At 52.4% G+C, this 26563-nt stretch carries 19 protein-coding genes; 11 read left to right on the top strand and 8 right to left on the bottom strand.

Annotated elements, in window-relative coordinates:
* Positions 1-72: 72 nt before the first annotated feature.
* Positions 73-405, top strand: coding sequence for a hypothetical protein (locus E5354_RS03725; protein ID WP_123395170.1), 333 nt, complete (start codon positions 73-75; stop codon positions 403-405).
* A 45-nt stretch (positions 406-450) separates the two neighbouring features.
* Here the strand turns inward: E5354_RS03725 and E5354_RS03720 are convergent, their stop codons facing one another.
* A complete protein-coding gene (locus tag E5354_RS03720; RefSeq protein WP_123395169.1) occupies positions 451-1425 on the bottom strand; it encodes a polyprenyl synthetase family protein in 975 nt (324 codons plus the stop codon).
* Between the two features lie 97 nt (positions 1426-1522).
* Between E5354_RS03720 and polA the strand changes: the two genes are divergently transcribed.
* Positions 1523-4300 (top strand): DNA polymerase I, encoded by a 2778-nt coding sequence (gene polA, locus E5354_RS03715; RefSeq protein WP_135946475.1) that lies wholly within the window; start codon positions 1523-1525, stop codon positions 4298-4300.
* Between the two features lie 16 nt (positions 4301-4316).
* On the opposite strand, the gene E5354_RS03710 is transcribed toward polA, so the two are convergent.
* The 4 genes from E5354_RS03710 to E5354_RS03695 form a co-directional block, all read right to left on the bottom strand.
* Positions 4317-5207, bottom strand: a complete 891-nt coding sequence (locus tag E5354_RS03710) for a helix-turn-helix transcriptional regulator (RefSeq protein WP_123395167.1) — start codon at positions 5205-5207, stop codon at positions 4317-4319.
* Between the two features lie 47 nt (positions 5208-5254).
* Positions 5255-6745 carry a sodium:solute symporter gene (locus E5354_RS03705; protein ID WP_135946474.1) on the bottom strand — a complete coding sequence of 497 codons (1491 nt, stop codon included), beginning with the start codon at positions 6743-6745 and terminating at the stop codon, positions 5255-5257.
* A complete protein-coding gene (locus E5354_RS03700; protein WP_246863734.1) occupies positions 6742-7950 on the bottom strand; it encodes an exo-beta-N-acetylmuramidase NamZ domain-containing protein in 1209 nt (402 codons plus the stop codon). Before E5354_RS03700 ends, E5354_RS03705 begins: the two co-directional genes overlap by 4 nt.
* 300 nt (positions 7951-8250) lie before the next feature.
* Positions 8251-9534 (bottom strand): DUF2851 family protein, encoded by a 1284-nt coding sequence (locus E5354_RS03695; RefSeq protein WP_135946473.1) that lies wholly within the window; start codon positions 9532-9534, stop codon positions 8251-8253.
* Between the two features lie 161 nt (positions 9535-9695).
* On the opposite strand from E5354_RS03695, the gene rlmN reads away from it, so the two are divergent.
* The 5 genes from rlmN to pncB all read left to right on the top strand — a co-directional run bounded on the left by rlmN (position 9696) and on the right by pncB (position 17325).
* Positions 9696-10730 (top strand): 23S rRNA (adenine(2503)-C(2))-methyltransferase RlmN, encoded by a 1035-nt coding sequence (rlmN, locus tag E5354_RS03690; RefSeq protein ID WP_123395163.1) that lies wholly within the window; start codon positions 9696-9698, stop codon positions 10728-10730.
* A gap of 161 nt (positions 10731-10891) precedes the next feature.
* Positions 10892-13462, top strand: coding sequence for a TIM-barrel domain-containing protein (locus tag E5354_RS03685; protein ID WP_123395162.1), 2571 nt, complete (start codon positions 10892-10894; stop codon positions 13460-13462).
* A 6-nt stretch (positions 13463-13468) separates the two neighbouring features.
* Positions 13469-15298 carry a glycoside hydrolase family 97 protein gene (locus tag E5354_RS03680; RefSeq protein ID WP_135946472.1) on the top strand — a complete coding sequence of 610 codons (1830 nt, stop codon included), beginning with the start codon at positions 13469-13471 and terminating at the stop codon, positions 15296-15298.
* A gap of 161 nt (positions 15299-15459) precedes the next feature.
* Entirely contained in the window at positions 15460-16038 is a 579-nt protein-coding gene (gene rbr, locus E5354_RS03675; protein WP_123395160.1) for a rubrerythrin, read from the top strand.
* An 81-nt stretch (positions 16039-16119) separates the two neighbouring features.
* The gene (pncB, locus tag E5354_RS03670; RefSeq protein ID WP_135946471.1) at positions 16120-17325 is read left to right on the top strand and encodes a nicotinate phosphoribosyltransferase; all 1206 of its coding nucleotides are present in this window, start codon (positions 16120-16122) and stop codon (positions 17323-17325) included.
* Here pncB and E5354_RS03665 read toward each other — a convergent pair whose 3' ends face one another.
* Genes E5354_RS03665 through E5354_RS03655 form a run of 3 tightly spaced genes read right to left on the bottom strand, consistent with a single transcriptional unit; the run spans position 17326 to position 19696 of the window.
* Positions 17326-17964 (bottom strand): viroplasmin family protein, encoded by a 639-nt coding sequence (locus E5354_RS03665; RefSeq protein WP_123395158.1) that lies wholly within the window; start codon positions 17962-17964, stop codon positions 17326-17328.
* 11 nt (positions 17965-17975) lie between these two features.
* Positions 17976-19163, bottom strand: coding sequence for a hypothetical protein (locus E5354_RS03660; RefSeq protein ID WP_168353817.1), 1188 nt, complete (start codon positions 19161-19163; stop codon positions 17976-17978).
* A 2-nt stretch (positions 19164-19165) separates the two neighbouring features.
* Positions 19166-19696 (bottom strand): shikimate kinase, encoded by a 531-nt coding sequence (locus E5354_RS03655; protein WP_123395156.1) that lies wholly within the window; start codon positions 19694-19696, stop codon positions 19166-19168.
* A gap of 134 nt (positions 19697-19830) precedes the next feature.
* On the opposite strand from E5354_RS03655, the gene E5354_RS03650 reads away from it, so the two are divergent.
* From E5354_RS03650 to E5354_RS03635, 4 genes are all read left to right on the top strand, one after another.
* Positions 19831-20832: an FAD:protein FMN transferase gene (locus E5354_RS03650; protein WP_135946469.1), complete on the top strand. Its 1002-nt coding sequence runs from the start codon at positions 19831-19833 to the stop codon at positions 20830-20832.
* Between the two features lie 228 nt (positions 20833-21060).
* Positions 21061-21771, top strand: a complete 711-nt coding sequence (locus E5354_RS03645; protein ID WP_123395154.1) for a response regulator transcription factor — start codon at positions 21061-21063, stop codon at positions 21769-21771.
* Complete coding sequence (locus E5354_RS03640) at positions 21749-23239, top strand: sensor histidine kinase (RefSeq protein ID WP_123395153.1); 1491 nt, start codon at positions 21749-21751, stop codon at positions 23237-23239. The genes E5354_RS03645 and E5354_RS03640 overlap by 23 nt, the downstream gene beginning before the upstream one ends.
* A 442-nt stretch (positions 23240-23681) precedes the next feature.
* The gene (locus E5354_RS03635) at positions 23682-26549 is read left to right on the top strand and encodes a TIM-barrel domain-containing protein (RefSeq protein WP_135946468.1); all 2868 of its coding nucleotides are present in this window, start codon (positions 23682-23684) and stop codon (positions 26547-26549) included.
* Positions 26550-26563: the final 14 nt, after the last annotated feature.

The following is a 26563-nucleotide window of genomic DNA, read 5'->3' as shown; positions in this document are numbered from 1 at the left end:
ATCATCCCGCCGCCTAACTTTAACGCCTATGAAAGCGTTATACTTCTACTGACAATAAAACATTTACGCACTATGAAAGTTAAGTTAGGCACAACTCCCCTGAGAGTGGAGTACACCGATGACGAATTGAAGGACAGGGTGTTGAGCTACATCGATTCCAACACCGACGGAGTGGGATTTCGCGACATCTGCGACCATCTGCTCATGATAGCCAACGACGAAGGGAAAATCATAAAGGACAGTGACACCGACTACGAATGGATGGAACTTGACCGTGCCGACACTTTGAGGGTGAGCCGGGCGCTTTGGCAGGAAATATGGTCCTACCGCCTCTTTATCGACTTCGACACCACTCACTATAAAGCAACCGACACCTACTTTATGAGATACAGTCCCGAATCTTAAACCCAATTTTCCCCGCCGCTGCAAAGTTGTGGGGATTTATTTTGCCTAATTGTGACGGGCTATGATGAAGTCAAATAGCGAAATGAACGAACGGCGTATCTCCGTGTCGGGGAAGTGGCTTATTATCTCTACAGCCTCATCGCGGAAACGTGACATGCAATCGTAGGCGTAGTCGATGCCTCCGAACTCACGTGCATAGGCTATAAGAGTGGCTATCTGCTCGCTCGACAGCTCATCTTTACGCACAAGCTCATTCATCTCTTTGTGGCGTGGAAGGGTGTCGATTGACAGTACATGGAGCAACGGAAGCGTTATCTTGCCTTCGCGAAGGTCGTTGCCTGTAGGCTTGCCTATGCGCGAGTCCTCAAAATAGTCAAATATGTCATCCCTGATCTGGAAGCACAGTCCGAATAGCTGGGCAAAGCGGCACATGCGCTCTATATCCTCATCGGATGCGTTGACCGAGTATCCGCCCATCTTTATACATGCGACAAAAAGCGATGCCGTCTTGCTGCCTATGATGTCAAGATACGACTCTTCGGTTATGTCATGGTAGCGGGCCTTGTTTATCTGATCGATTTCACCGAGCGAAAGAGTGCGCCCGAGATGCGAAATGGTGTCGATTATGCGCAGGTCGCCCGTGGCGACTGCCTTATGCAATGACGATGACACGAAAAAGTCGCCCACAAGCACTGCTATATGGTTGTCCCAGATAGCGTTGACGGTCGGACGGCTGCGGCGGGTAAGAGTATCGTCCACCACATCGTCATGAATCAGCGAGGCGTTATGAAGCATCTCGATGGAAGCGGCAGCGTCGATTGTGGCATCAGTGATGCCGCCAAACAGCTTGGCGCTAAGCAACACGAGGATGGGTCGTATCTGCTTACCTTTGGTCTTCAGATAGTTGCCGACGATTTCATTCATCAACTCGTTGGATGTCGAAAGAGCCTCGGTCATGCACTCATTGAGTTGACTAAGTTCCGAGGCTATTGTATGTTGAATGTCTTCTAATACGGTCATATCGGCATTTTGTGATGCAAAATTAGTAAAAGTTATAATTTTATGCCTATATTTATCGTGAATTTCTTGTTTACACTAACAAAAAACAGCCGATATAATGGATAAGAAACTATTTCTGCTCGATGCCTATGCACTAATATACCGTGCCTACTACGCACTTATACGCGCTCCGCGCATGACTTCACGGGGTTTCAACACCTCGGCGATATTCGGATTCGTAAACACCCTTGAGGAGGTGCTCAACAAGCAGCAGCCATCACACATCGCGGTGTGCTTCGACCCGAGCGGCCCCACATTCCGCCACGAAGCCTATCCCGAGTACAAGGCGCAGCGCGACAAGCAGCCTGAGGACATAACCCTGTCGATTCCCTATATAAAGGACATCATAAAGGCCTACGGAATCCCCGCTATCGAAATTCCGGGATATGAAGCCGACGATGTGATAGGCACACTGTCGCACATTGCCGAGAAGGAGGGTTACATCACCTACATGATGACCCCCGACAAGGACTACGGACAGCTGGTGACCGACCGCGTGCTCATGTTCAAGCCCTCGCTCCGCGGTTCCGAGATGGAGATACGCGGCCCCGAGGAGATTTGCGAGCGTTACGGCATTAAGTCGCCGCAACAGGTGGTCGACATACTCGCCCTTGAAGGCGATGCGGTCGACAACATTCCGGGATGTCCCGGAGTGGGCGAAAAGACGGCAATGAAGCTTATATCGGAATGGGGCACCGTCGAGAATCTGCTTGGCAACACCGACTCACTGAAGGGTGCCTTGCAGCGCAAAATCGTCGACAACGCCGAGCAGATAAGATTCTCAAAATTTCTCGCGACAATAAAGACCGATGTGCCTGTCGACATTCCCATCGACAATCTGCGCCGAGGTGATATTGACCTGAACACCCTGACCGGGATATACACCGAACTGGAATTCCGCACGTTCATCAAGCGATTGCACGACCGTCATGGCGACAATCAGCCGTTAGCCCCGACACCCGAGGCCAAGCCTGCGACAACCAATGAAATGCCTTCGCTCTTCGACATCATCGACGAGCCTGCTCAGCAAGCCGACACATCGGCCATGGCCGACTCGGAGCATGACTACACCGCCAATTCCGACCTCGCGACTCTTGAGGCGACAATCGACGAAGCTGTCAAGGCGGGACGCGTGGGAGTGACGCTCTATGCCATCGGCTCCGACGACATGACATCACGCTGGATGGTTACGGCAATCTCGACATCCGAGGGAAAAGCCGTCTACATCGCCATGCCTCCGCAGGGAGCCGCACGTGACGAAATGCTGAAAATCATGGCCAAGCTGTTCACATCGCCCTTCGTCACCATTGTAAGCCACGATGTAAAGCGCGACTACCTGCTGCTGAAGCGTGAAGGCATTGCATTTACAGCTCCGTACTACGACACATCGGTGGCCCACTACCTCATCGAGCCTGAGATGAATCACTCTTTTCCGCGCGTGGTGGCCGCCTATCTCGACTATCACACTCTCGACTACGATGACACATCGCGCACCCGCAAGAAAGGCGAGCCGCTTCCCGCAGGTGAGGAGATGCTGCGCCTATGTGAGATAGCCGACATGACGCTGCGCCTCTACAACAAGCTGAATCCGCTCATCGAGAGCAACGGCGTGAAAAATCTGATGGACGACATAGAGTTGCCTCTAATAAAGGTGCTCGCCGAGATGGAGTGGACAGGGGTGCGCATCGATGTCGAGGCATTGGCCGAGCTGTCGCGCAAGTACACATCGCAGCTGCGCGAGATGGAGCAGGAGGCCTACAGGCTCGCGGGCGGTGAGTTCAACATAGGCTCGCCCATGCAGGTGGGCGAAGTGCTCTTTGAACGGCTGAAGATCGATGCCAAAGCCAAGCGCACAAAGCGTGGTGCCTACTCCACCACCGAAGAGGTGCTTGAGAAATACCGCAACGTGCATCCTATTGTCGACACCATACTTGAAATACGAGGTATACGCAAGCTGCTGACAACCTACATCGACGCACTGCCTCAGCTGATAAATCAGTCGACGGGCAAGATACACACCACCTACAACCAGACCGTAACCGCCACAGGACGAATTTCATCGACCAACCCCAACTTGCAGAACATCCCCATACGCACCGACGACGGCCGCGAAATACGTCGCGCCTTCATAGCCGACCGGGGCGACCTGTTCATGAGTGCCGACTACTCGCAGATTGAGCTGCGACTGATTGCCGACATAAGCGGTGACAACGACATGATCGAGGCGTTTCTTTCAGGGGCCGACATCCATCAGGCCACGGCGGCAAAGATATACAAGGAGCGCATAGAGGATGTGAGCGACGAGCAGCGCCGCCGCGCCAAGACCGCCAACTTCGGAATAATCTACGGCATATCGGCATTCGGCCTCTCGGAGCGGCTACGCATTCCGCGAGCCGAAGCCAAGATGCTTATTGACGGATACTTCGCCACCTATCCCCACATCAAGGAGTACATCGCCGAAGCTATCGAGAAGGCTCGCAGCGACGGATATGTCACAACTATAATGGGTCGCAAGCGAATGCTCCCCGAAATAAACTCAAGAAACGCCGTTGTGCGCGGATATGCCGAGCGAAATGCCGTGAACGCCCCCATACAGGGTTCGGCCGCCGACATTATAAAACTCGCCATGGTGAACATAGCCCGCAACTTCGAGCAGGAAGGCTTGAAGTCACGAATGATAATGCAGGTACACGATGAATTGATATTCAACGTTGTGCCGGAAGAACTTGAACGCGTACAGGCTATCGTGACCTCCGACATGATGAACGCCTACCACGGCAGGGTGCCCCTCATCGTGTCGTCGGGAGTGGGAAGCAATTGGCTCGAAGCCCACTAAGGGCATCTTGCGACGGCTAATATTGCGCCAACGCCTCGCGCAGGTTGTTGATCATTATGGCTCGCAGCTCGGGGGGACTCAACACCGTCACCTTGGGGCCGTAGGATAGCAGTTCCTGGACAAAATCGGGAGTAATCTTGATTTTGAAATAGAATATCGAATAGGAGTCGTGCAGCACCTCCTGCTGTGACGCATGCAACGGCACCGAACGGAAATACTTGGCCTGCCTTGAATCGGTGCGCACAGCCACGTGCTTTACCTCGCCCTCGTCAAATATGATTCCGTAGCTGTCGCGGAAGTAGGCCTCGGCATCGAAGTCCTCGGGTACCTCATATACCGACGGCAACAGTGTAGCCTCACTCATGCGGTCGAGCGCGTAGGTCTTTATGACATCCTCCTTCACGTTTCGGCCCGTCACATACCATCGCTGCTTGAATATCTTCAAGAAGTAGGGTTCGAGCACTATGTCACGTGTCGGATTCAAGCGCGTATAAGGATGATAGTCAAACTTCATTGGACGGTGCTCCTTCAATGAATCCACGGTAATCGACAGGAATTCACGCGCCGAAGGAACATTCTCAAGAAAAATCGAGTCGGCAATATCATGGGCATCGTTCAACAGATTGCCGATAGATGCCGAGTTGAGCAACCAGTTCATGACACTCTCGTAGTGGTCGTTGCTCTGCTCAATATAGTACTCGAATGTCGACGGGTTACACTCGATGTTTATCTTAAAAAGCTCCTCTATTGCATTGCGATAGGTGTAGAATGTGCGCCGTGGAAGAGGCTCGCCGTTGGAGTAAGGCGACTTCATCCACAGCCGATTGATTTCATCACGAGTCAACGACCCATATCGGCGTATGGTGTCGATAAGCCATATATACCTGCTAAATAAATCTCGTGCCATAAATAATTTAAAATTGAAACAGAAAATAGATATTCATTACGTTCCCGCTATTCGGCAGAAACTGACTCCGGGGAGGCTCCGATGTCAGACACCGACGCTTTTCCCGGCAACAGGGACAGACCGACAGCCGTGAGCAGAGCGTTGAATATCAACAATTCAAAACTCATCTCATAGCCAAACGATTCATTCAAGAAGTACTTCACCAGCCAACAAAGACATGGCGCGGCAATGCACACTACAGGCACCAGCCGATCATTGACCGGTCGCTTGGTGAACATGCCGAACACAAAGAGGCCCAATATGGGGCCGTAGGTATAGGACGCGAGGGTGTAGACGGCGCTTATGGCATCCTCCTCGCTGATCATGTAAAACACAACTATTACAAGGCCCATCGTGGCCGACATCGCTATGTGCACCCATTTGCGCACACGTGCAAGGCGACTCTCCTCCATGCCCGATGCATCGAGAATGTCGACCGTAAACGATGTGGTGAGCGATGTGAGTGCCGAACCGGCAGCCGAATAGGCAGCCGACACAAGTCCGAGAATAAACAGCACGCCCACCGCCACGGGCAGTGACTCATGCGCAGCCACGAGGCCAAATAGCTCATCGCTCTTCTCGGGCATCGACAACGACGGTGTACTCTCGACATATATCACAAGCAAGGTTCCGAGCACCAGAAACAGAGCTATGACAAAAAACTGCATGACACCGCTCACAATCATGTTCTTCTGCGACTGACGCGAGTCACGGCATGCAAGGTTGCGCTGCATCATGTCCTGGTCAAGGCCGTTTATGGCGATGGCCATGAACACTCCGGCAAGAAACTGCTTCCAGAAGTAGACGCCGCGTGACGGATCGTCGAAGTAGAAGATGCGCGACGAGCCGTGTCGGCCAATCGAATCGACGACACCGGCCCACGACAGGTCGAGGTTCTGCGCTATGAACCATATACACAGCACCACCGACATTATAAGGCAGAAACTCTTGAGAGTATCGGTCCATATCAGGGTCTTGACACCTCCGCGAAAAGTGTAGAGCCACACAATGGCGATGGTGACGGCGACATTGACCACAAACGGAATACCGAGAGGGTCGCACACAAGGGTCTGAAGCACTATGCACACGACAAAAAACCTCACCGCCGCGCCAAGCATTTTTGAAACGAAGAAGAACCATGCCCCGGTACGGTAAGTCGATGAACCGAAACGCTCGCCGAGATAACCGTAAATCGACAACAAGTTGCGCTTGTAGAAGAGCGGCACAAGCACAAACGCTATCACCCAATAGCCCACGATGAATCCGAGCACCATCTGCAGGTAGCTGTAACCTTTGTCGACCACCATTCCGGGTACGCTGATGAACGTTACGCCCGATATGGCGGCACCCACCATGGCAAAAGCCACCAACGGCCACGGGGCGCGCCTGTTGCCGTTGAAAAACGAAGCGTTGTCACTGTTGCGGGATGTGAGATGACTTACGCCAAACAGAACGGCGAAGTAAGCCAGCACGGTTATTATAACTATCGTAGGGGTCATTGTTCGGGATATAGCAAGTAGCGGCTGCGCAGCTTCTTGAACTGCGCCACCTCGTCGCGCCATGTGGCCTTTATCTCATCGGCACTTCGGCCGGCCTCTATCATCGGGCGAATTTTGGTGTTGCCTATTAATTTGTCAAAAAAAGAGTTGAAGAAACGTGATTTTCCCTGTGTCATCGAGTTGTAGGCATCGATTATGTACGATAGGTCGACACCGCCGTCAATCGCAGCTTCGTCATCGACCTCGCGCAGGTCTACGCCGTTGCATCGCTTGTCGCGCAAAGGCGGATTCTTGGCACCCGGCACGCTGCGTGGCGTAAACGAGAAGCCACGGGCCTTCATGAGCGGATGACCGTAAACGAGGAACGGCACATCGGTTCCGCGTCCCACGCTAGCGGTAGTTCCCTCGAAGTAACACAGCGACGGATAAAGGTATATGGCCTTCATGCTCCTCAGATTGGGCGACGGAGCCACGGGAAGTGCATAACGTGTCGAGTGGGTGTAGTCCTTGCAGGGCACAACCTTCAGGTCAATGCTTGAAGCACCGGGCAACCATCCCTCGCCTACGGCCATCTTGGCCAGCTCGCCGAGAGTGAGTCCGTGCAAAACCGGAATGGGAAGTCGTCCCACGCCTGAACGCAGTTTCATGTCAAGCACCGGGCCGTCGACCGACATTCCGAGCGGATTGGGACGGTCAAGCACGATGACGCTCTTGCCGTGACGGGCAGCCGCCTCCATTACATCAAGCATGGTTATGTAGTAGGTGTAGAATCGTGTTCCCACATCCTGAAGATCCACAAGAATCACGTCGACACCGGCCATCACCTCGGGCGACGGGCCGCGTTTTCCGCCGTTATACAGCGATGCGATGGGTATTCCCGTCACCTCGTCAACCGAGCTCGCCACATGCTGTCCGGCATCGGCGGTGCCACGGAATCCATGTTCGGGCGAGAAAAGTGTGACTACATCAACATTATTTTCAAGCAGGAGGTCGAGAGTGTGCTTGGAGCCGACCATGCCGGTGTGATTGGACAGCAACGCCACCCGGCGCCCTTCAAGCCAAGGCTTGTAAAGGTCAATCCTCGCAGCGCCCACAGTCACTTCAGCGGCATCGGCTATAAATGAGGTAGAAAGAATAAGCGCCGAGAAAATCAGCAATGCGACAATTCTTTTAATGTTGGATATTATCATTCCACAAAGATACATAAATATCAATTAAGTAATGCACCACATCCCAATCTTTTTTATCGCTCAAATATCGGCGCGTCAAGCACTTTACAGATTATTAACAGTAGTGGGCAACTACAATCATGGCAGAGCCACCCGTTACAGCGTCTACAATAATGCAGACAGTGTAAGGGTGGCTCCACCAGTGACTTCATGGGTCAAATTAAACCGAAAGACTAATCCCACAAAGTCCTACCACTAGACAACCAAGATCACATTCCTGAATACATTTAGATTACAAAATATATTAGAGTCATCATTAATCCTTCAATATAAATCCTAAGCCTTTACACTACGTGACAGCATCCTGTGCCCCACTCTGCAGTAGAGGCACTTGCGAGCCTCGCAGTACTCGCGTCGCAACTGAATCAGTGCCTGTGAGGTGAATGCATCGTCACACTTTACACCCGCATCGACAAACATCGCGACCACCGAATTGCTCTCGGGCTTCATCTCCTGCAACATGGCGACCGCCCTGTCGGTCATCGACTTGTCGTCGAGCGACAACCCGTAGGCATAGAGAAGCGGCACCACTACATTTATTATAAGCACCGTTATCGAGCCTCGGCTCAACGCTACGCTGCGCGTAGACTCAAGGGAGCCGTTGAAAGTGTAGTGATTCGCCCAGTAACCAACCAGCTCAACCTCAAAGAGCTTACAAGCCTGCGCCAGATTCCCTGCATCCACAATGCGTGACATCAGCCTGAATCCGCCAAAGAGCATTGCCGCAAGAAATGCAATGCGCCTGTGAGGGAAATTGGCCGGACGCATCCTCGACATCTTCCACCCGAGCCTCGGTTGCCGTTCCAGCGAGAATTTCCGGGCGAGATAGTCATACTCCTTTTTCAGCAGCTCCACATAGGAGTCACCGTCGCCTACCCCTTCGAGCAAGCCCGACTGCCCGAAAAGCAGAGCCTCTATGCTCAATGCCGAGTCACTGTGCTTGCCGATGAACCGCAACGGAACACTCAACGCAAGCCGCTCAAAAGGCTCACTGTTAACCCCGAAACCAAGTGCGCGCGCAAGAGTCACATAGCAAGTCGACTCCCAGTCGCCCGAGAATCGCGACAGGTAACGGTTGATGCGCTCGCTCTTATTGTAAAGACGCTCATAGGCGAGGTTGTCGAGCCATGAGTATAGCCGCACATTGTCGATGGTCTTGAACTCCTCATGGCATGGAAGGTCGTCGGCCGCCGAAGCCACCAATCGCCTGTAACTCTCGTTGAACGAGGGCGAACATGACATTTTCATCTGAGGTATCACATTCCCGTCGCTCCGCCTCACCGGTGCATCATCCTTGGAAACGACATGAAGTATCACCGAGTCGTAAGCCTTGTCGCCGTCATGTCCGTGACGATGCCAGTCGCTTGCCCTGACATGGATTTCAACATCACCCGCCCACATTTCATCGCCTATGCGAATCTTTGCATTGAAAAAATCGGGCCCGGAATCATGATTCAAGCAACCCGGGTCTATGACATGCACACGATGGCCATCGACTGTAAACATTTCTTTGACAGGCCACAGCCGATGTTGCCATACGTATTGCATCAGTCTTTCCATAGGTCATACTTTGCTAATACGCAAACATAATCAAAATTATCGAATAAAAAAACAATATCGCATAATTATTTAACAGGATTGAAAAGATTTTGTGATAACCAAATCATTTTAACATATCACATAGCAATAATGGCATCAAAAAAAGCGTAACTTTGCACTCTATGGAAACGACAATCAAAAAGCCTCTTACCGGGCTGACCCTCGAACAACTCCGTAACGTAGCCGCTGAATGCGGAATGCCGTCATTTGCCGCAAAGCAGATGTCGCAATGGCTCTACGAGAAACGCGTAACATCGATCGACGAGATGACCAACCTGTCGAAAAGTGCCCGTCAACGCCTCTCAACCGACTACTGCATAGGCGTAACGCCTCCCAAAGCGGCGGCCGAATCAACCGACGGCACGGTCAAGTACCTGTTTGACGGAAAAGGAGGTCGTGACATAGAAGCGGTCTACATTCCCGACAAGGATCGCGCCACACTGTGCGTGTCGTCACAGGCGGGATGCCGCATGGGGTGCAAATTCTGCATGACAGGCCGACAGGGATTCCACGGCAACCTGACGGCGTGTGACATCATCAACCAAATCATGGCGATACCCCAAAGCCGGTCGCTCACCAATGTAGTATTCATGGGCATGGGCGAACCGATGGATAATCTGCCCGCCGTGCTTCAGGCAATCGAGGTGCTTACTTCGCCCTGGGGACTGGCATGGAGCCCGAAGCGCATAACCGTGTCGACCATCGGCAAAATAAACGAGATGAAAACCCTGCTCGACACCACCAAGGTGCATCTCGCCGTGAGCCTCCACTCCCCCTATCCCGAGCAACGGGCATCGCTCATGCCCGTAGAACGCGCCTATCACTCACGCGATGTCATCGCGCTGTTGCGACAATATGACTTCGCCCACCAGCGCCGACTCTCATTCGAGTACATCATGTGGCGCGGTGTCAACGACAGCCTGCGTGACGCCGACGCTCTCGCACGACTGCTCAAAGGACTTGACTGCCGAGTCAACCTCATCCGATTCCACGCCATACCCGACAGCGACCTGAGCACATCGTCGACCGACACGATGACCGCCTTCCGCGACAGGCTCAACGAGCACGGCGTAACGGCAACCATACGCGCATCACGAGGCGAGGACATAGCAGCCGCCTGCGGAATGCTCGCCGGAAAGGCACGGAAAGAGCAATAACGCCCAATCGCAAGCGACGAGGCCGGGGAAATAGTTGAGCACAAATTGGATTCGGGTGTAAAATATCGATTTTGTCCTACTATTATAACGATTTTTTCACCCTTAGATAAATTTATTGTGCCTATTTTTGCCTAAAATCCCTAATTAATACCTCATCCGCGATGATAAGAACACTTATATCGTGCTTGATTGTGCTATGTGCGACAGCTGCGGCCCCGGCCAAAGACAACCAAGCCATTATCCCGTTTCAGGAAGGATCGATAAGACTGACATTCCTGAATGACAATGCGGTAAGAGTGGAATACGCCAAAGAATTCAGCGACACTCTCCCCGAATGGATCTACGTTAACAAATCGCCCCGCACAGGCAAGCTCACCAAAACCGAACTGCAAAACGGGACCACGCGCATATCGGCCGGCAAAATCAAGGCCGACATCGACCGCAACAAAAGAGCCGTCACCATAACCGACGCACAGGGCCGCTCCGTGTTCACGACGCGTGACATCACTCTATATTCAACCGACAACCCCGACGGAACGCGTGACACAGGCGCACAATTGTCATGGGACAACAGCGCCGACGAGCATCTTTACGGACTCGGACAATTCCAGGACGGATTCACCGACATAAAGGGACTGTCACGCCGCCTCACCCAGGTCAACACACAGATATCGATACCCTTCATCCTGTCAAACAAGGGCTACGGCATACTGTGGAACAACTACGGACTCACCGAATACAATCCCGGCCCCACCACCGTGGCACTGTCACGCAGCGAAAAGGCCGGAGCCGCCCGCGAAGTCAACATCACGACCACTGAAGGCGCACGCAGGGAAGTGCGCCGCGACAACACGTTTACCGGCGTAATCGACATCCCCGAGAGCGGCGACTACTCGATACTGCTCGATGTGGGACAAAAGATGGCCCGCCGTCACAACCTGACAATCGACGGCAAAACGATAATGGACCAGCGGAACCTTTGGCTTCCCCCCACATCATCGACCATCGTCACGCTCACCAAAGGAAAGCATGAGCTGTCGGCCAACCTTGAACGCGGCGACAACCCCACCGTGACATTGAAGAAGCTCGACGGCACATCGACATTGCGCTCACCCATGCCCGCCAAAGCCGACTTCACCGTATTCACCGGCACGCCCGACGAAATCATAGCCTCATTCCGCTCGGCCACAGGTCACGCCCCCATGATGCCGGAGTGGGCGCTCGGCTACATCCACTGCCGTGAACGCTTCCACTCACAGGACGAGCTGCTGTCCAACGCCGCCGAATTCCGCAAGCGCGAAATTCCGGTCGATGTCATAGTACAGGACTGGCAATATTGGGGCAAGCACGGATGGAACTCCATGCAATTTGACGAAGACGCATATCCCGACCCCAAAGCCATGGTCGACAGTCTGCACGAAATGGACATGAGGCTGATGCTCTCGGTGTGGTCGAAAATCGACAAAAATTCACCCGTGGGAAAAGAGGCCGATGCAAAGGGCTACTATATCCCCGGCTCCGACTGGATCGACTTCTTCAATCCCGAAGCATCGCAATTCTACTGGAGTAACTTCAGCAAGCGACTCCTGAAGCCCTACGAAATCGACGCATGGTGGCAGGATGCAACCGAGCCCGAAAACGACGACCTTGAAGGTCGCCGTGTAATGAACGGCCGTTACCGCGGCGAATTGTTCAGAAACGTATATCCCCTGCTTGTCAACCGCACGGTATATGAAGGCTGTCGCGCCGACATGCCCCAAAAGCGCACAATGATACTGACCCGCTGCGGATTTCCCGGCATACAGCGTTACGGAGCCGCAATGTGGACCGGCGATGTGGGCAACGACTGGGAAACATTCCGCCGACAGATTGCAAGCGGACTCTCAATGGCCGCTTCGGGAATGCCCTGGTGGACCTACGATGCAGGCGGATTCTTCCGTCCCGGCGACCAGTACACCAACGACGACTACATACAGCGCATGATACGCTGGATCCAGGCAGGAACGTTCATGCCACTGATGCGCGTACACGGATTCACGAGCGAAACCGAACCGTGGCGTTACGGAGCCGAAGCCGAACGCATAATAGGCAATGCCATCAAGTGGCGTTACAGGCTGCTGCCCTACATCTACTCGTTGTCACACAAGGTGAGCAGCGAAGGCTACACGATGATGCGCCCGCTCGTATTTGACTACCCCGACGACAAGAATGCACTTGCCGTAAAGCATGACTACATGCTCGGCGGCAACCTGCTCATACTTCCCGTTACCGAACCGTCGATAGCGTCACGCACCGCCTATCTGCCCGCAGCCAAAGGCGGATGGTACAACCTCTATGACAACTCGCATCTCGACGGAGGCCGCGAGCATAACATCAACGTGACGATGGAGAACATCCCCGTCTACGTAAAGGCCGGAAGCATACTCCCCATGTCGCACGACAAGCAGTACACCGGCGACCTGAAGGACGAGCCTATTGAAATAGCGATATATACCGGAAACGACGGAGAGTTCTCGCTCTATGAAGACGAAGGCGACAACTACAACTACGAAAAGGGAGCCTGCAGCACCATCGACATGAAGTGGAACGACAAGTCACGCACATTGGAGATAGCGTCACGCAAAGGAAGCTATCCCGGCATGAGCAAGAACCGAAAATTCAACATAACGATAAACGGGCAACCTGCACGCACAATAGACTATAACGGAAACAAAACGACATTAAAACTTTAATCAATCATGAACCGCATTCTCGCCATTCTGTCGATCGCAATCCTGATTACAGGCTGCGCCGGCACACCCCACCTTACCTCGCCCAACGGCAAGATAGCTCTCGACATCAACCAAGATTCTACGACCACGTTAACCGTTAAATATGTCAACGGCAACAGTTCAGAAAATCTGTTCACGATATCGTCATTAGGAGTAATGACCTCCGACAGCGCAAATGTCAGCACCAACTTTTCATTTAAAAAGACAACGCCCGGCGTTAAGAGCGAGTACACGATGCTCACCGGCAAGAAGAGTGTGTGCACCAACGAGTACAACGAGTATGAGTTTGCATCCGACGACATCGAGGGAGTGTCGATGATACTGCGAATCTACAACGACGGCATCACGTTACGTTATGTCACCACACCCGACTCCCCCATCGTAGGTGAGATTACCCAATACACAATCGACGCCGACAAGAAACGCTGGATGCAACGGTATGACCCGGGTTACGAGCGCTTCTTCCCCGAGCAGACGGGACATGATCAAAAGGATGACCGTTGGGGCTACCCGGCCCTTGTAGAGTTCAGCGACAGCACCTGGGGACTATTCACCGAAGCGGCCATCGAGAAAGAGAACTGCGCTTCGCTGCTGAAAGCCACCGACAACGAGTCGGAGTATGCCGTAGAGTGGGCATCGTCAGCCTCATGCACCGCCACCCCCTGGAGAGTGGTGATAATAGGCAGCCTCAACGACATCGTGGAGTCGACGCTCGTGACCGATGTCAGCCCCGAGGCACGCATCGACACCTCATGGATTGAACCTGGAGTGGCATCATGGATTTATTGGGCTCATAATCACGGATCAAAAGACTATCAGATTCTGAAACAATACATCGACCTTGCCGACACGCTCAACCTGCCCTATACGCTCATCGATGCCGAATGGGACGAGATGTCAAACGGAGGCGACATAAACGACGTAGCTGCCTACGCAGCCTCAAAAGGGGTAAAACCGCTGATATGGTACAACTCAAGCACAGGATGGATCAACGGAGCCCCCGGCCCGAAATTCAGGCTCAACAAGCCCGAAGACCGCGAGAAAGAGTTTGCATGGCTTGAGGATAACGGCTTTGCCGGAGTCAAAATCGACTTCTTCCCGGGCGACGGCCAGGAAACGATGAATTACTACATCGACCTGCTCGAAAGCGCGGCAAAGCATCATCTGCTCGTAAACTTTCACGGTGCGACAGTGCCTCGCGGCTGGCAGCGTACCTATCCCAACCTGATGTCGGTCGAGGGTGTGTACGGAGCCGAGTGGTACAACAACGCCCCCATACTCACAAATCGTGCGGCCGCACATAACGCCACACTCCCCTTCACCCGCAATGTCATAGGCCCGATGGACTATACGCCTTGCACATTCTCGGATTCGCAACATCCCCACATCACCAGCCACGGCCACGAGCTGGCACTGACAGTGCTCTTTGAATCGGGAATACAGCATCTGGCCGACCGCCCCGAAAGCTATCTCGCACAGCCTGCCGAAGTGCTCGAATTCTTCTCGACACTGCCGTCGACATGGGACGAAACCAAGCTGCTCGCCGGCTATCCCGGCAACCACACCGTGATAGCGCGCAGGAAAGGCAGCGACTGGTACATAGCGGGCATAAACGGAACCGACGAGCCGATGGAGGTGACACCCGACTATTCGCCCGTCAACAAAGGCGAGATAAGCGGCACGATGTTCACCGACAGCGGCAAACCTGACAACCCTTGGTCGATAAGCTCCATAACCTCACTCCCTGAAAAGATAAATATGCAACCGAGAGGCGGATTCGTAATAAAAATGCAATAATAAACATCGCCTAATGCAATCTCCGCATCCATTAACACGACATGGATGCGGAGATTCTTTTTTAGCCTGAAGTTAACACGACGCGCTTAAACATAATCATTATCATATACGTTTTAGAAATATGATAAAGTAATTTTTAATACTAAAACAAATAAAAACTTATGGCTAATAAAACAAAAAGTATCAAGGGCACACAGACTGAAAAGAACCTTGCTATTTCCTACATGAATGAGGCACAGGCTTATGCACGCTACACGTTCTACGCCCAGCAGGCTGATAAGGAGAATTATTTCCCGATCGGCGAGATATTCCGTGATACGGCATCCAACGAATTGCGTCACGGCAAAATATTCCTGAAGATGCTTGAAGGCGGCACTGTCGACATAGCCCTTACTCCCGATGCCGGCGTAATCGGTGACACAGCCACCAATCTTGAAATCTCCATCAAGGAGGAAAAGGAGGAAGGCGTAAAGGCCTATATAGCCTTTGCCAAGGTAGCCGAAGAGGAAGGATTCCCCGATGCAGCACGCCACTTCCGCGAAATCGCCGAGATAGAGCAACATCACTGCGACCGATTTGAGCGTTATCTCCAGCAGGTAAAGGACGGCACAGTGTGGAAACGCGACAAACCCATCAAGTGGAAATGCCTCGTGTGCGGTTACATCTACGAAGGCAAACAGCCACCGGCAGTGTGTCCCGCCTGCGACCATCCGCGTGAACATTACATGGCTCTTGACTGACCATAACGACAATGATTTTCCGTTTGGGCTTGCGGCAACCGCTGCAGGCCCAAATGTTTAACCGGTAACATCGACTGACAAATGAAACCGATAATCACCCACTTCACCGACGACGACCTGTATAAATTCACAATGTGCTGCGCGGTAATAGAGAACTTCCCGCGAGCAAGGGTGAAATACACATTCATCGACCGAAACGACATGGTGTATCCCGCAGGATTCGTCGACCGCCTCAACGAGCAGATAGTCATGCTTGAGCAGCTCGTCATCACCGACCGTGAAATCGACTTCATGAAACGCAAATGCAGCTACATCCCGGAGTGGTTCTACCGTTACCTGAGGGGATTCCGCTACCGCCGCGAATGGGTGAGCGCGCATCAGGACCGTGAGGGTCACCTTCACATCGACATCGAGGGCAACTGGTCAGACACGATACTGCTCGAGGTAAAAATACTCGCGATAGTGTCGGAGCTCTATTACATCATGACCGGCAAGGCAGAAACAATCGACTATGACGCCTACTACCGGAATTCCTACGACAAAGCCGAGAGGCTCCTTGACGCGGGATGCGTCTACAGCGATTTCGGCACACGCCGGCGGGCATCATTCAAAACCGAGGACACGGTTGTGGCCGCGATGAAGGAGTGTGACGAAAGCGGTCGTCGTCCCGGAAAGTTTGTAGGCACGAGCAACGTGTATCTCGCCATGAAGCACGACCTCACGCCTATGGGCACAATGGCTCATGAATGGGTGTGCGCGATAGGAGGAATGTATGGGCCGCAGATGGCCAACCATATAGCCATGGACAAGTGGCGCAACACATTCCGCGGAGCACTCGGAACATTTCTCTACGACACCTACGGGTGGCACATATTCAGCCTGAACTTCTCGGAAGATTTCGCCAACATGTTCAAAGGGCTGCGTGTCGACAGCGGCGACAACTACAAGCAGATCGAAAACATAGTGAAGAAGTACAGGTCGCTCAACATCGACCCGCTCACCAAGCAGGTAATATTCAGCAACGGCCTCGACACCGACAGCGCAATCGAGCTACACAAGTATGCGAGGAAGTACTGCATGCCGTCATTCGGCATAGGCACGCACTTCACCAACGACTTCCCGGGACTGAAGCCGCTTAACATAGTGATAAAGCTTGTCGCGGTAAAAATCACCGAAACATGGGATTTCTACAACGACACCTGCAAGCTGAGCGAGGACTGGGGCAAATACACGGGCAAGCCCGAAGTGGTGCAGCGATTCATCGCCGCACTCAACATGAAGCAATGACTATTTACGACCGAAGTCGGCGGGAATCTCACCCCACTCTTCGGTCTTCCACTTTATTATGCGATTGGGATAGGTGTTATTGTTCAACCAAGCCTCGGCACGCGCTATGAGCTGATGCAGCTTGGCGTTACGCGGAGTCTTGGCAAGCGAAGTCTTGGCGTGACGGTTGCGCACCCACGCCTGAGCCGTGCGACTGTCGGAGTATATGGGCATAGTCCAACCCTGCTGCTTACACAATGCAAGCGCATGGACAAGCGCAAGAAACTCGCCCACATTGTTGGTGCCGTCATCAATCGGCCCGAAGCGGAAAAGCTCGGCACCCGACGCCACATCCACACCGCGATACTCCATTCGTCCAGGATTGCCGGCACAAGCGGCATCTACGGCAATTGCGTTACGCTCAATCTCGGGAAACGCCTCGTAATTGACAATGGACGCACCGTGACCTGCTATGGCACGTAACGCATACAGCTCATCCTCGGCATCGCCCCTGAAAGCCATCGTGGCATCCTCAAGCGAGTTGAAGCCCTTGTATCTGGCACCAGGATATCCCTCAACCTGAGCCTTGCACTCCTCCCAGGAGTCATATATGCCCGGAGCGTTACCGCTCCACACTACATAAAATTTACGCTGATTCATTGGCGGCGTTATTAGGAACAGTTAAGCAACAACGCGATGTCGACCGAACGCATATTTACAATAGCCGCTATGCGGCGGTTGACCGGCTTTCCGAGAAAAGTGTAGACGGCACGCTGCATTCCGGGAAGCATCCTCACGACATTGGTCACGCCCTCACACGACAAGATGTCGTTCATCAACGACAGGAATGTGTTGCTAAGGGCCATGGCGGCAGTGCGCGGCACGGCATTTCCGGGACAGGTGTAGCATATCCGTCCGCCCGAAGCGAGTGCGGCATTGGAGGTCGACAATGTAGATATGTCAACGGCCGGAAGCGACGGGAAAGCGGCACCGCAGTCGTAGTCAAGATCCATGACAATGACACCCTTCTTCATGACATCGACCATGTCGGAGTCGACATGGTAACGCGACGACACCTGCGAGGCTATCACAATGTCGGCTGTGCGTAACGCATTTTCAAGGACACGCGGATGTATGGCCGAGGTGACAAGCCCGGGGGCGAGTAGTCGCGATGCCTCACGCAACCGGTAGACATCATTGTCAAACATTCGCACCATCGCGCCCATGCCCAATGCCGACGACGCGGCGGCACAGGCTGCAATGTCGGAGCCTATTATGGTCACCTCACACGGCACTATGCCGGCGATTCCGCCGAGAAGTATTCCCTTCCCGTGGTCGGGATGAGCAAGAAGCGACGAAGCAAGCGCAATGGCAGCGCGCCCGTCGATTTCGGCAAGTATGTCATAGAACGGGGTGTGCCCCTTGGAATCCTGAATCAAGTCCACGGCAACGGCCACGATGCGACGGTTGAGCAGCTCCCTGACGGCGTCGACCGACTGCTGTTCGGCATGAAGTAGCGAAAGGAGCATGGCACCACGGCGCATGCGCTTCACATCGGCGGCACTCACCGGCGCAAGATGCAGCACGATGTCACACCGCAACGCCTCATCGCGGTCGACTATGGCGGCTCCGGCGCGCAAGTACTGCGAGTCGGAGTAGTGAATCACCGACGCGGCATCGGCCTGAATTTTCACGCAATATCCCCGAGCCACCAGCATTGCCACAGCCTCGGGAGTGAGGGGGAAGCGACGGTCGGTCAGCGTGGCACACGAGGGTACACCTATTGCAATCCTGTGAGGCTTCACTGTTACATCGACAGGTTGAGGCATGGGGGTATGGGAAGCATCGCTTATCATCATGGTCATTCGAGATTAAGTTGCTTTATAAACCGACGCGCAGTATCGCTCTTCTCGCACTCCGAGTCGAGCAAATCGGCTTTAAACACCACTTCGGCCTTTGAATAGTAAGGCATTCTTGCCTCAAGCGCATCCACGATGAATCGTCGCAACTCCTCATCATTCTTGTCGGCAATCAACGGCCTCTTATGTCGTCCTCGCATCAATCTCACATGAAGCTTGTCGACCGATGTGTCGAGAAACACAGTAGTCCCGGCCTGATTCATCCAATCCATATTGTCGAAAAAACATGGTGTGCCGCCGCCACAGGCCACCACCACATCCTCAAACTGCCCCACTTCATGGAGCATATTACGCTCCAGGTCACGGAACCCGCTCTCACCGTGAAGCGCAAAGAGCTCCTTTACGGTGTGATGATAGCGGCCTTCGATATATGTGTCAAGGTCAATGAACCTGCATCCGGTAATGGCCGATACCGTGCGTCCGAGAGTGGACTTTCCACATCCCATATAGCCTACAAGAAATATCGGTTGCATAACATTATTTATTGTATGAAGTGCAAATTTAAGTAAAACATGGATTATTTACATCGGTGTAGGATGAAAAAATCGGCGAAAAAGTACAAATTTCCAATAAAATAGATTAATTTTGAAGAATTAATCGTCCTATCATGTTGCAAAGGAAATTACTCATAATAGTGGCTGCAATAGCCGTCATTGCCGGATGCACCACGCGCAAGCCTTATAAGATGCTCGAAGGTGTCGCGTGGAACACTACATTCCACATAATATACTCATCGTCGGCATCGCTTGACGACTCCATACACGACATAATGCGACAAGTTGAACTGTCGATATCGCCTTACTGCGACTCATCGACTATAAGCAAAATCAACCGTAACGAATCGATGATAACCGACTCGATGTTTCACAAAGTATTTCTCAAGTCAAAGCATATCAACAACATAAGCCAAGGCGCATTTGACCCCACGATAGCCCCCGTAATCAACCTTTGGGGATTTGGCAGCGGCAAAGCAGCCGAACACACTCCCTCACAGCACCAGATCGACAGCGCATTGCAGCTAATGGGCATCGATGAATGTTTCCTGACCCCGTCGGACACAATCGTGAAGAAGCATCCCGGCACCGAATTCGACTTCAGCGCGATAGCCAAAGGCTACGGTTGCGACGCTATAGCCGAAATGATGCGACGAAACGGATGCCTGAACTTCATGATAGAGGTGGGTGGAGAGATTGTTGTTGACGGAAACAGCCCGCGAGGCACCGACTGGAATGTAATGATCGACGCTCCACTGCAGGCCCATGACTCGATACTCCATGACGGCATCGCAGTAATATCGGTGACTTCATGCGCCATAGCCACATCGGGCAACTATCGCAACTTCCGCAATGTCGACGGAGCGATATACGGCCACAGCATATCGCCCAGCACCGGACGACCGGCCGAAAACAGCACATTGAGCGTAACCGTAGTAGCTCCCGAATGCATTACCGCCGACGCACTTGCCACGGCATGCATGGTAATGAACATCGACAGCGCCATCAACATGATTGAGCGCCTCGACAATGTGTCGGCCCTGTTTGTAACAGCCGACGAGAACGGACAATGGCAACTACGCACTACATCACGGTTTCCCAAGCTCATTCACTGATTACAATCAACATCATGTCATAAAAATTACAAAGGGCCAGTCTCCCGACTCGCCCTTTATAATTAACCTTAAATCTAATACCATGAAAAACACAGTGCAAATATAGTAATTATACCCTTAGAACATCCCCGGGGATGAATGGTTCACGGCCCGAGCATATTTAACACACATTAACATTAAAATCCATATTTTCTGAGTACCTTAGCATAACTAAAAAACCAGACATCAATGCGAATTAAAATTTTGGTCGTAGATGACGAAGAGTCATTATGCGAAATACTTAAATACAACCTTGAGCTCGATGGCTACGAGGTAGATTATGCACTATCAGGTGAAAAAGCTCTTACCATGGATCTTTCAAGCTACTCATTGTTCATCCTTGACATAATGATGGACAAGATTAGCGGATTTGATTTTGCCAAAAGGCTTAAGAACAACATAGCCACCGAAAACACCCCGATAATCTTCTGCTCGGCACTCGACGGAGAAGATGACACAGTCATGGGTCTTAACATCGGAGGCGACGATTACATCACCAAGCCATTTGTAATCAGCGAAGTACTTGCGAGGGTACGCGCCGTGCTGCGCAGGTCGCACGTGTCGCAGCAATATGCCTACAACCTTTCAAAGAGCATCCACGAGCCCGACATCACATTCAAGACACTCCGAATCGACCGCAACGAGAAGAGCTGCTTCCTCAACGGCGAGCCCGTAACGCTGACCAAGACGGAGTTTGAAATCCTGCTGTTCTTCCTCACTCACCGCAATCGCATATACTCGCGTGAAGAGATTATACGTGAAGTGTGGCCCGACGATGTAGTTGTGTCCAACCGCACCATCGACACCAATATAACCCGTCTGCGCAAGAAAATCGATCCCTACGGCAACAACATCATAACTCGCTTAGGTTTCGGATATGGCTTTAAGGAAACCAATTAGCTATCAGTGGCGACTGTTCATTCCACTTGTTGCGATGCTGTGGTTCATCATCATCGCTCTTGCCCTGTTTCAATACGAAAGGGAGAAGACCTACCGAACCCAGCGCGTAAACGATGAGTTGCGTCTTATAAACTCGCGCATAATCGCATCCTACGATCAAGACATCGATCTTGCTCCGTTCATGAACTTCATCGCGAAATACTATGAAAACTCCGTGCTCAACGGCATAAGAGTTTCCATTTACGATGAACGGGGCGAACTGCTCTATTGCGTAGGAACCCCCATCCCGAGATACACCTCGGAGAATCTTCCGCCAGAGTTGGCCGACGCCACCGAGAAGGGAGCGGGAACCGCATTCCGACGCAGCGACGAAAACGACAAGGACAACCCCTACTATTACTTCGGAGCCCGCACAAGTTCCGACGGCAAGATATATGTGCATACGGCAATGCCCTACACTCTATCGCTCACCCAGTCAATGGCCGTCGACGAGAGCCTGTGGATAATAATCATTGCGCTCGCAGCCATAGTTTCAGTCATAGCCTACTTTACGACGCGATACCTCGGCAAGAACATAAGCCTGCTGCATGACTTTGCCAACCGCGCCGCCAGCGACAAGGATTTCAACATCGACGACGACTTCCCGCACGATGAACTCGGCGACATATCGCGACAGATAATAAGCCTGTATCGTGAAAAAATGGAAGCCAATGAACGTTCGGAGCGCGAGCACCGCATAGCCATAAAGGCCACCGAGGAGAAGATAAGCGTAACCAAGCAGCTCACCAACAACATAAACCACGAGCTAAAGACCCCCGTGGGCGTAATCAAGGGCTACCTCGACACAATTGCCGACCATCCCGAAATGGATGAGGCATCGCGCACCCGCTTCATAGGCAAAGCCCAGGAACACATGGAGCGGCTGTGCAACATGCTCAACGACTTGTCGACGATTACTCGCCTCGAAGAAGGAGGCTCGGGTGTGATGAGGGAGCGTGTCGACTTCCACGAACTCGTGTTCAACGTTGCGGCCGAGCTTAAGAACATCAACCTCACCAACGGCATCAAGTTTACATTTGACATTCCGCTCGACTGCTATGTCGTGGGCAACTACAACCTGCTCTACGGAATGCTCATAAATTTGATAAGAAACGCCGACTTCCACTCCCACGGAACCGATTGCGGCATAAAGATAGTGAAGCAGAACTCGCGGGAATACGTATTCTCATTCTACGACAACGGAAACGGCGTGGAAGAGGAGCACCTTCCGCATCTGTTTGACCGATTCTACCGCATCGACAAGGGACGCTCGCGCAAGGTGGGGGGAACCGGCCTCGGACTTCCCATCGTGAAGAATACGATAAACGTTCTCGGCGGCTATATCAGGGTTCAGAACAACAAGCCTCACGGCCTGGAATTCAGATTTTCACTTATAAAATGGACTGCAAATCCAAATAAACAGAAATAAGCGCAAAATTATTAGAATTGGAACTTAGCTGTAACATCATTGCAATATCGATTGTATATCTTTGCATCACATAGGACGACAATATAGATTGTCCTATTTGTAAAGCATACTATCATTACCATTAACGAAAGCATTGCTTGCAAAGATATAGTAATTTTGTAATATAAAGAATGTGGCTCTAAGCCTTTCCCCGAAAGAGAGGCACCGAAATCTCGGAAGAGTTGGGAATCTGAAGGCAAAAGGCCTATAATTGTCGAGAGGACAACGATTTCCCCCACTACAAACAAGATAATTGGCCGAAAAGGCCCGAAAGACCGCACAAATGCGGTCTTTTTTTCTTTTACGCCCTTACAATCGGAGCAGACCTGCAATGCCGACGGCAAATGGAATAGAGTATCGCATGACGCAACTTAGGTAACTGAAAAATATTTAATACTGCAACATGAAATCATTACACCTGTTTTGGATTGCCGCAGCATTGACAATCGGCATATCAACCCAAAGCTGCACCAAAAGTTCGGCAACCGAGATATTGCCGGATGGGGTCACCATCGAAACACCGACAGGCAATGTAAGGCTTAAGGTCGTAACCGACAAGATAATAAGAGTGTCGGCATCGCCCGACAGCGAGTTCCCCGACGACGCAAGCCTTGTGGCATTACCGGTCAATGAAATTCCCGAATTTTCAGTAACACAGACTGACGACAGTGTGTATCTAACGACATCGCAGCTCAAAGCCGCCGTTGACAAGCACTCCGGAGCCGTGACATTCCTTGACAAAAGCGGTAAAAAGATACTTCAGGAGAGCGACGGAAGCCGCTCATTCAAACCGATAACCGTAGAAGGCACCGACGGATACACAGTAACGCAGTCATTTCTCTCGCTCGATGACGATGAAGGCATCTACGGTCTTGGCCAGCATCAAAGCAACGAGTTCAATTACAAAGGCAAGAACGAGGAGCTTTTCCAGTACAACACCAAGGTGTCGATACCATTTGTAGTGTCGACAGGCAACTACGGCATCCTGTGGGACAGCTATTCACTGTGCCGCTGGGGAAATCCCGATGACTACAGCCAGCTCGGCGACATATTCACGCTCTACGACATCGAAGGCCGCGAAGGCGCACTGACCGGAATTTATACCGACGCAAAGGGCGACACGATGACCCGTCAGGAGCCCCAGATATATTTCGAACACCTTATAAGAGGCGACCTCAATCACGTAGTGAACCTGCCACGCGACTTCAACTTCTACGGTTCAAAAGTTGTCTACGAAGGAGAGATTGAGCCTCGTGAGAGCGGCACATTCGACTTCATCATGTACTACTCGGGCTACCAGACCATATACATAGACAACAAGCCTGTAGTGGAACAGCGATGGCGCACGGCTTGGAATCCCAACAGCTACAAATTTTCGGTAAATCTCGAGAAAGGCAAGCGCACGCCCATAAGGATTGAGTGGGAGCCCAACGGCGGCGTGGCCTACTGCGGCCTTCGCGTATATGCCCCTACACCCGACGACAAGAAGAATCAACTCACATGGTGGGGCGAGATGCAGGACATGATCGACTACTACTTCATCTACGGCGACAACATGGACGATGTAATAAGCGGCTACCGCACTCTCACCGGCAAATCGCCCATAATGCCGAAATGGGCCATGGGCTACTGGCAAAGCCGCGAAAAGTACAACACCCAGGACGAGGTGCTGTCGACATTAGCCGAATTCCGCAAACGCCGCATACCTATCGACAACATAGTCATCGACTGGCAGCACTGGGAGGAGGACGCATGGGGCTGCCATGAGTTTGACCGCAAGCGATTCCCCGACCCCAAGGGCATGGTCGATTCCATCCATGCAATGAACGGGCGCGTGATGATTTCGGTGTGGCCAAAATTCTATATCACCACCGAGCACTTCAAGGAGTTTGACAAAAACGGATGGATGTATCAGGGAGCCATTCGCGACAGCATCCGCGACTGGGTCGGCCCCGGCTATCTCGGCTCGTTCTACGATGCCTACGACCCCGATGCACGCAAGCTGTTCTGGGAGCAGATGAACGACCACTACATGCCTCTCGGATTCGATGCATGGTGGATGGATGCCAGCGAGCCCAACATTCGCGACTGCACCGACATCGAATATCGCAAATACCTCTCAACCCCAACGGCACTCGGTCCGTCGGCCAAATACTTCAACGCCTACGCCCTGATGAATGCCGAGGCCATCTACAACGGACAGCGAGGTGTCGAGCCCGACAAGCGTGTGTTCCTGCTTACCCGCTCGGGATTCTCGGGACTTCAGCGCTACTCGACCGCCACATGGAGCGGCGACATCGCCACCCGCTGGGAGGACATGGAAGCGCAGATATCGGCGGGACTTAACTTCTCGGTAAGCGGAATCCCCTACTGGACCATGGACATCGGCGGCTTCTGTGTCGAGGACCGCTATGTAGCCGCCCAACGGGAGTACAACTTCACCGGCAACGAAAACGCCGATCTCAAGGAGTGGCGCGAACTGAACACGCGCTGGTATCAGTTTGGAGCCTTCACCCCGCTCTTCCGCGCCCACGGCCAATGGCCCTTCCGCGAGGTGTTCAACATCGCCCCCGAATCGCATCTGGCCTATAAGGCAATAACGGCCTACACAAAGTTGCGCTACAACCTCATGCCCTACATATACTCGCTTGCCGGCATGACCTACTTCAACGACTACACAATCATGCGCCCCATGGTGATGGACTTCACCGACGACAAAGCTACATTTGACATCAAGGATCAATATATGTTCGGTCCGGCTCTCCTTGTAGCGCCCGTATATAAATATGGAGCACGCAGCCGCAGCGTCTACTTCCCCGAAGGAAGTAAATGGTATGACTTCTACAGCGGAAAGATGATTGAAGGTGGGCGCGACATCACCGTCGACGCGCCCTACGAGAGGATACCGCTCTATGTGCGCGCAGGTTCAATCATTCCCGCAGGCGGCGACATAATGTCGACAGCCGAGGAATCCGGCGAGCCGACGACCATCGTTGTTTACGGCGGAAATGACGGCGACTTCACCCTCTATGAGGACGAAGGCACAAACTACGGCTACGAGCGCGGTGAATTTTCCAAGATAAGGTTCCGATATGACGACGACGCCTCTACCCTGACGATAGAGAGTCGCGAGGGACAATACCCCGGCATGAAAGCCGACAGACTGTTCAACGTAGTAAAGGTCGACGGCAAGCACGCAACAGCCAACGCCATAAAGGCAAAAGGACTGCTTGTGAAATACAACGGCGAGAAGGTTACAGCCAACATTTGAAATAACTTAAAAAT

It is taken from the genome of Muribaculum sp. NM65_B17, assembly GCF_004793735.1.
In the GTDB taxonomy this organism is placed as follows: Bacteria; Bacteroidota; Bacteroidia; order Bacteroidales; family Muribaculaceae; genus Muribaculum; species Muribaculum gordoncarteri.
This window is presented reverse-complemented; position numbering and strand designations above follow the sequence as displayed.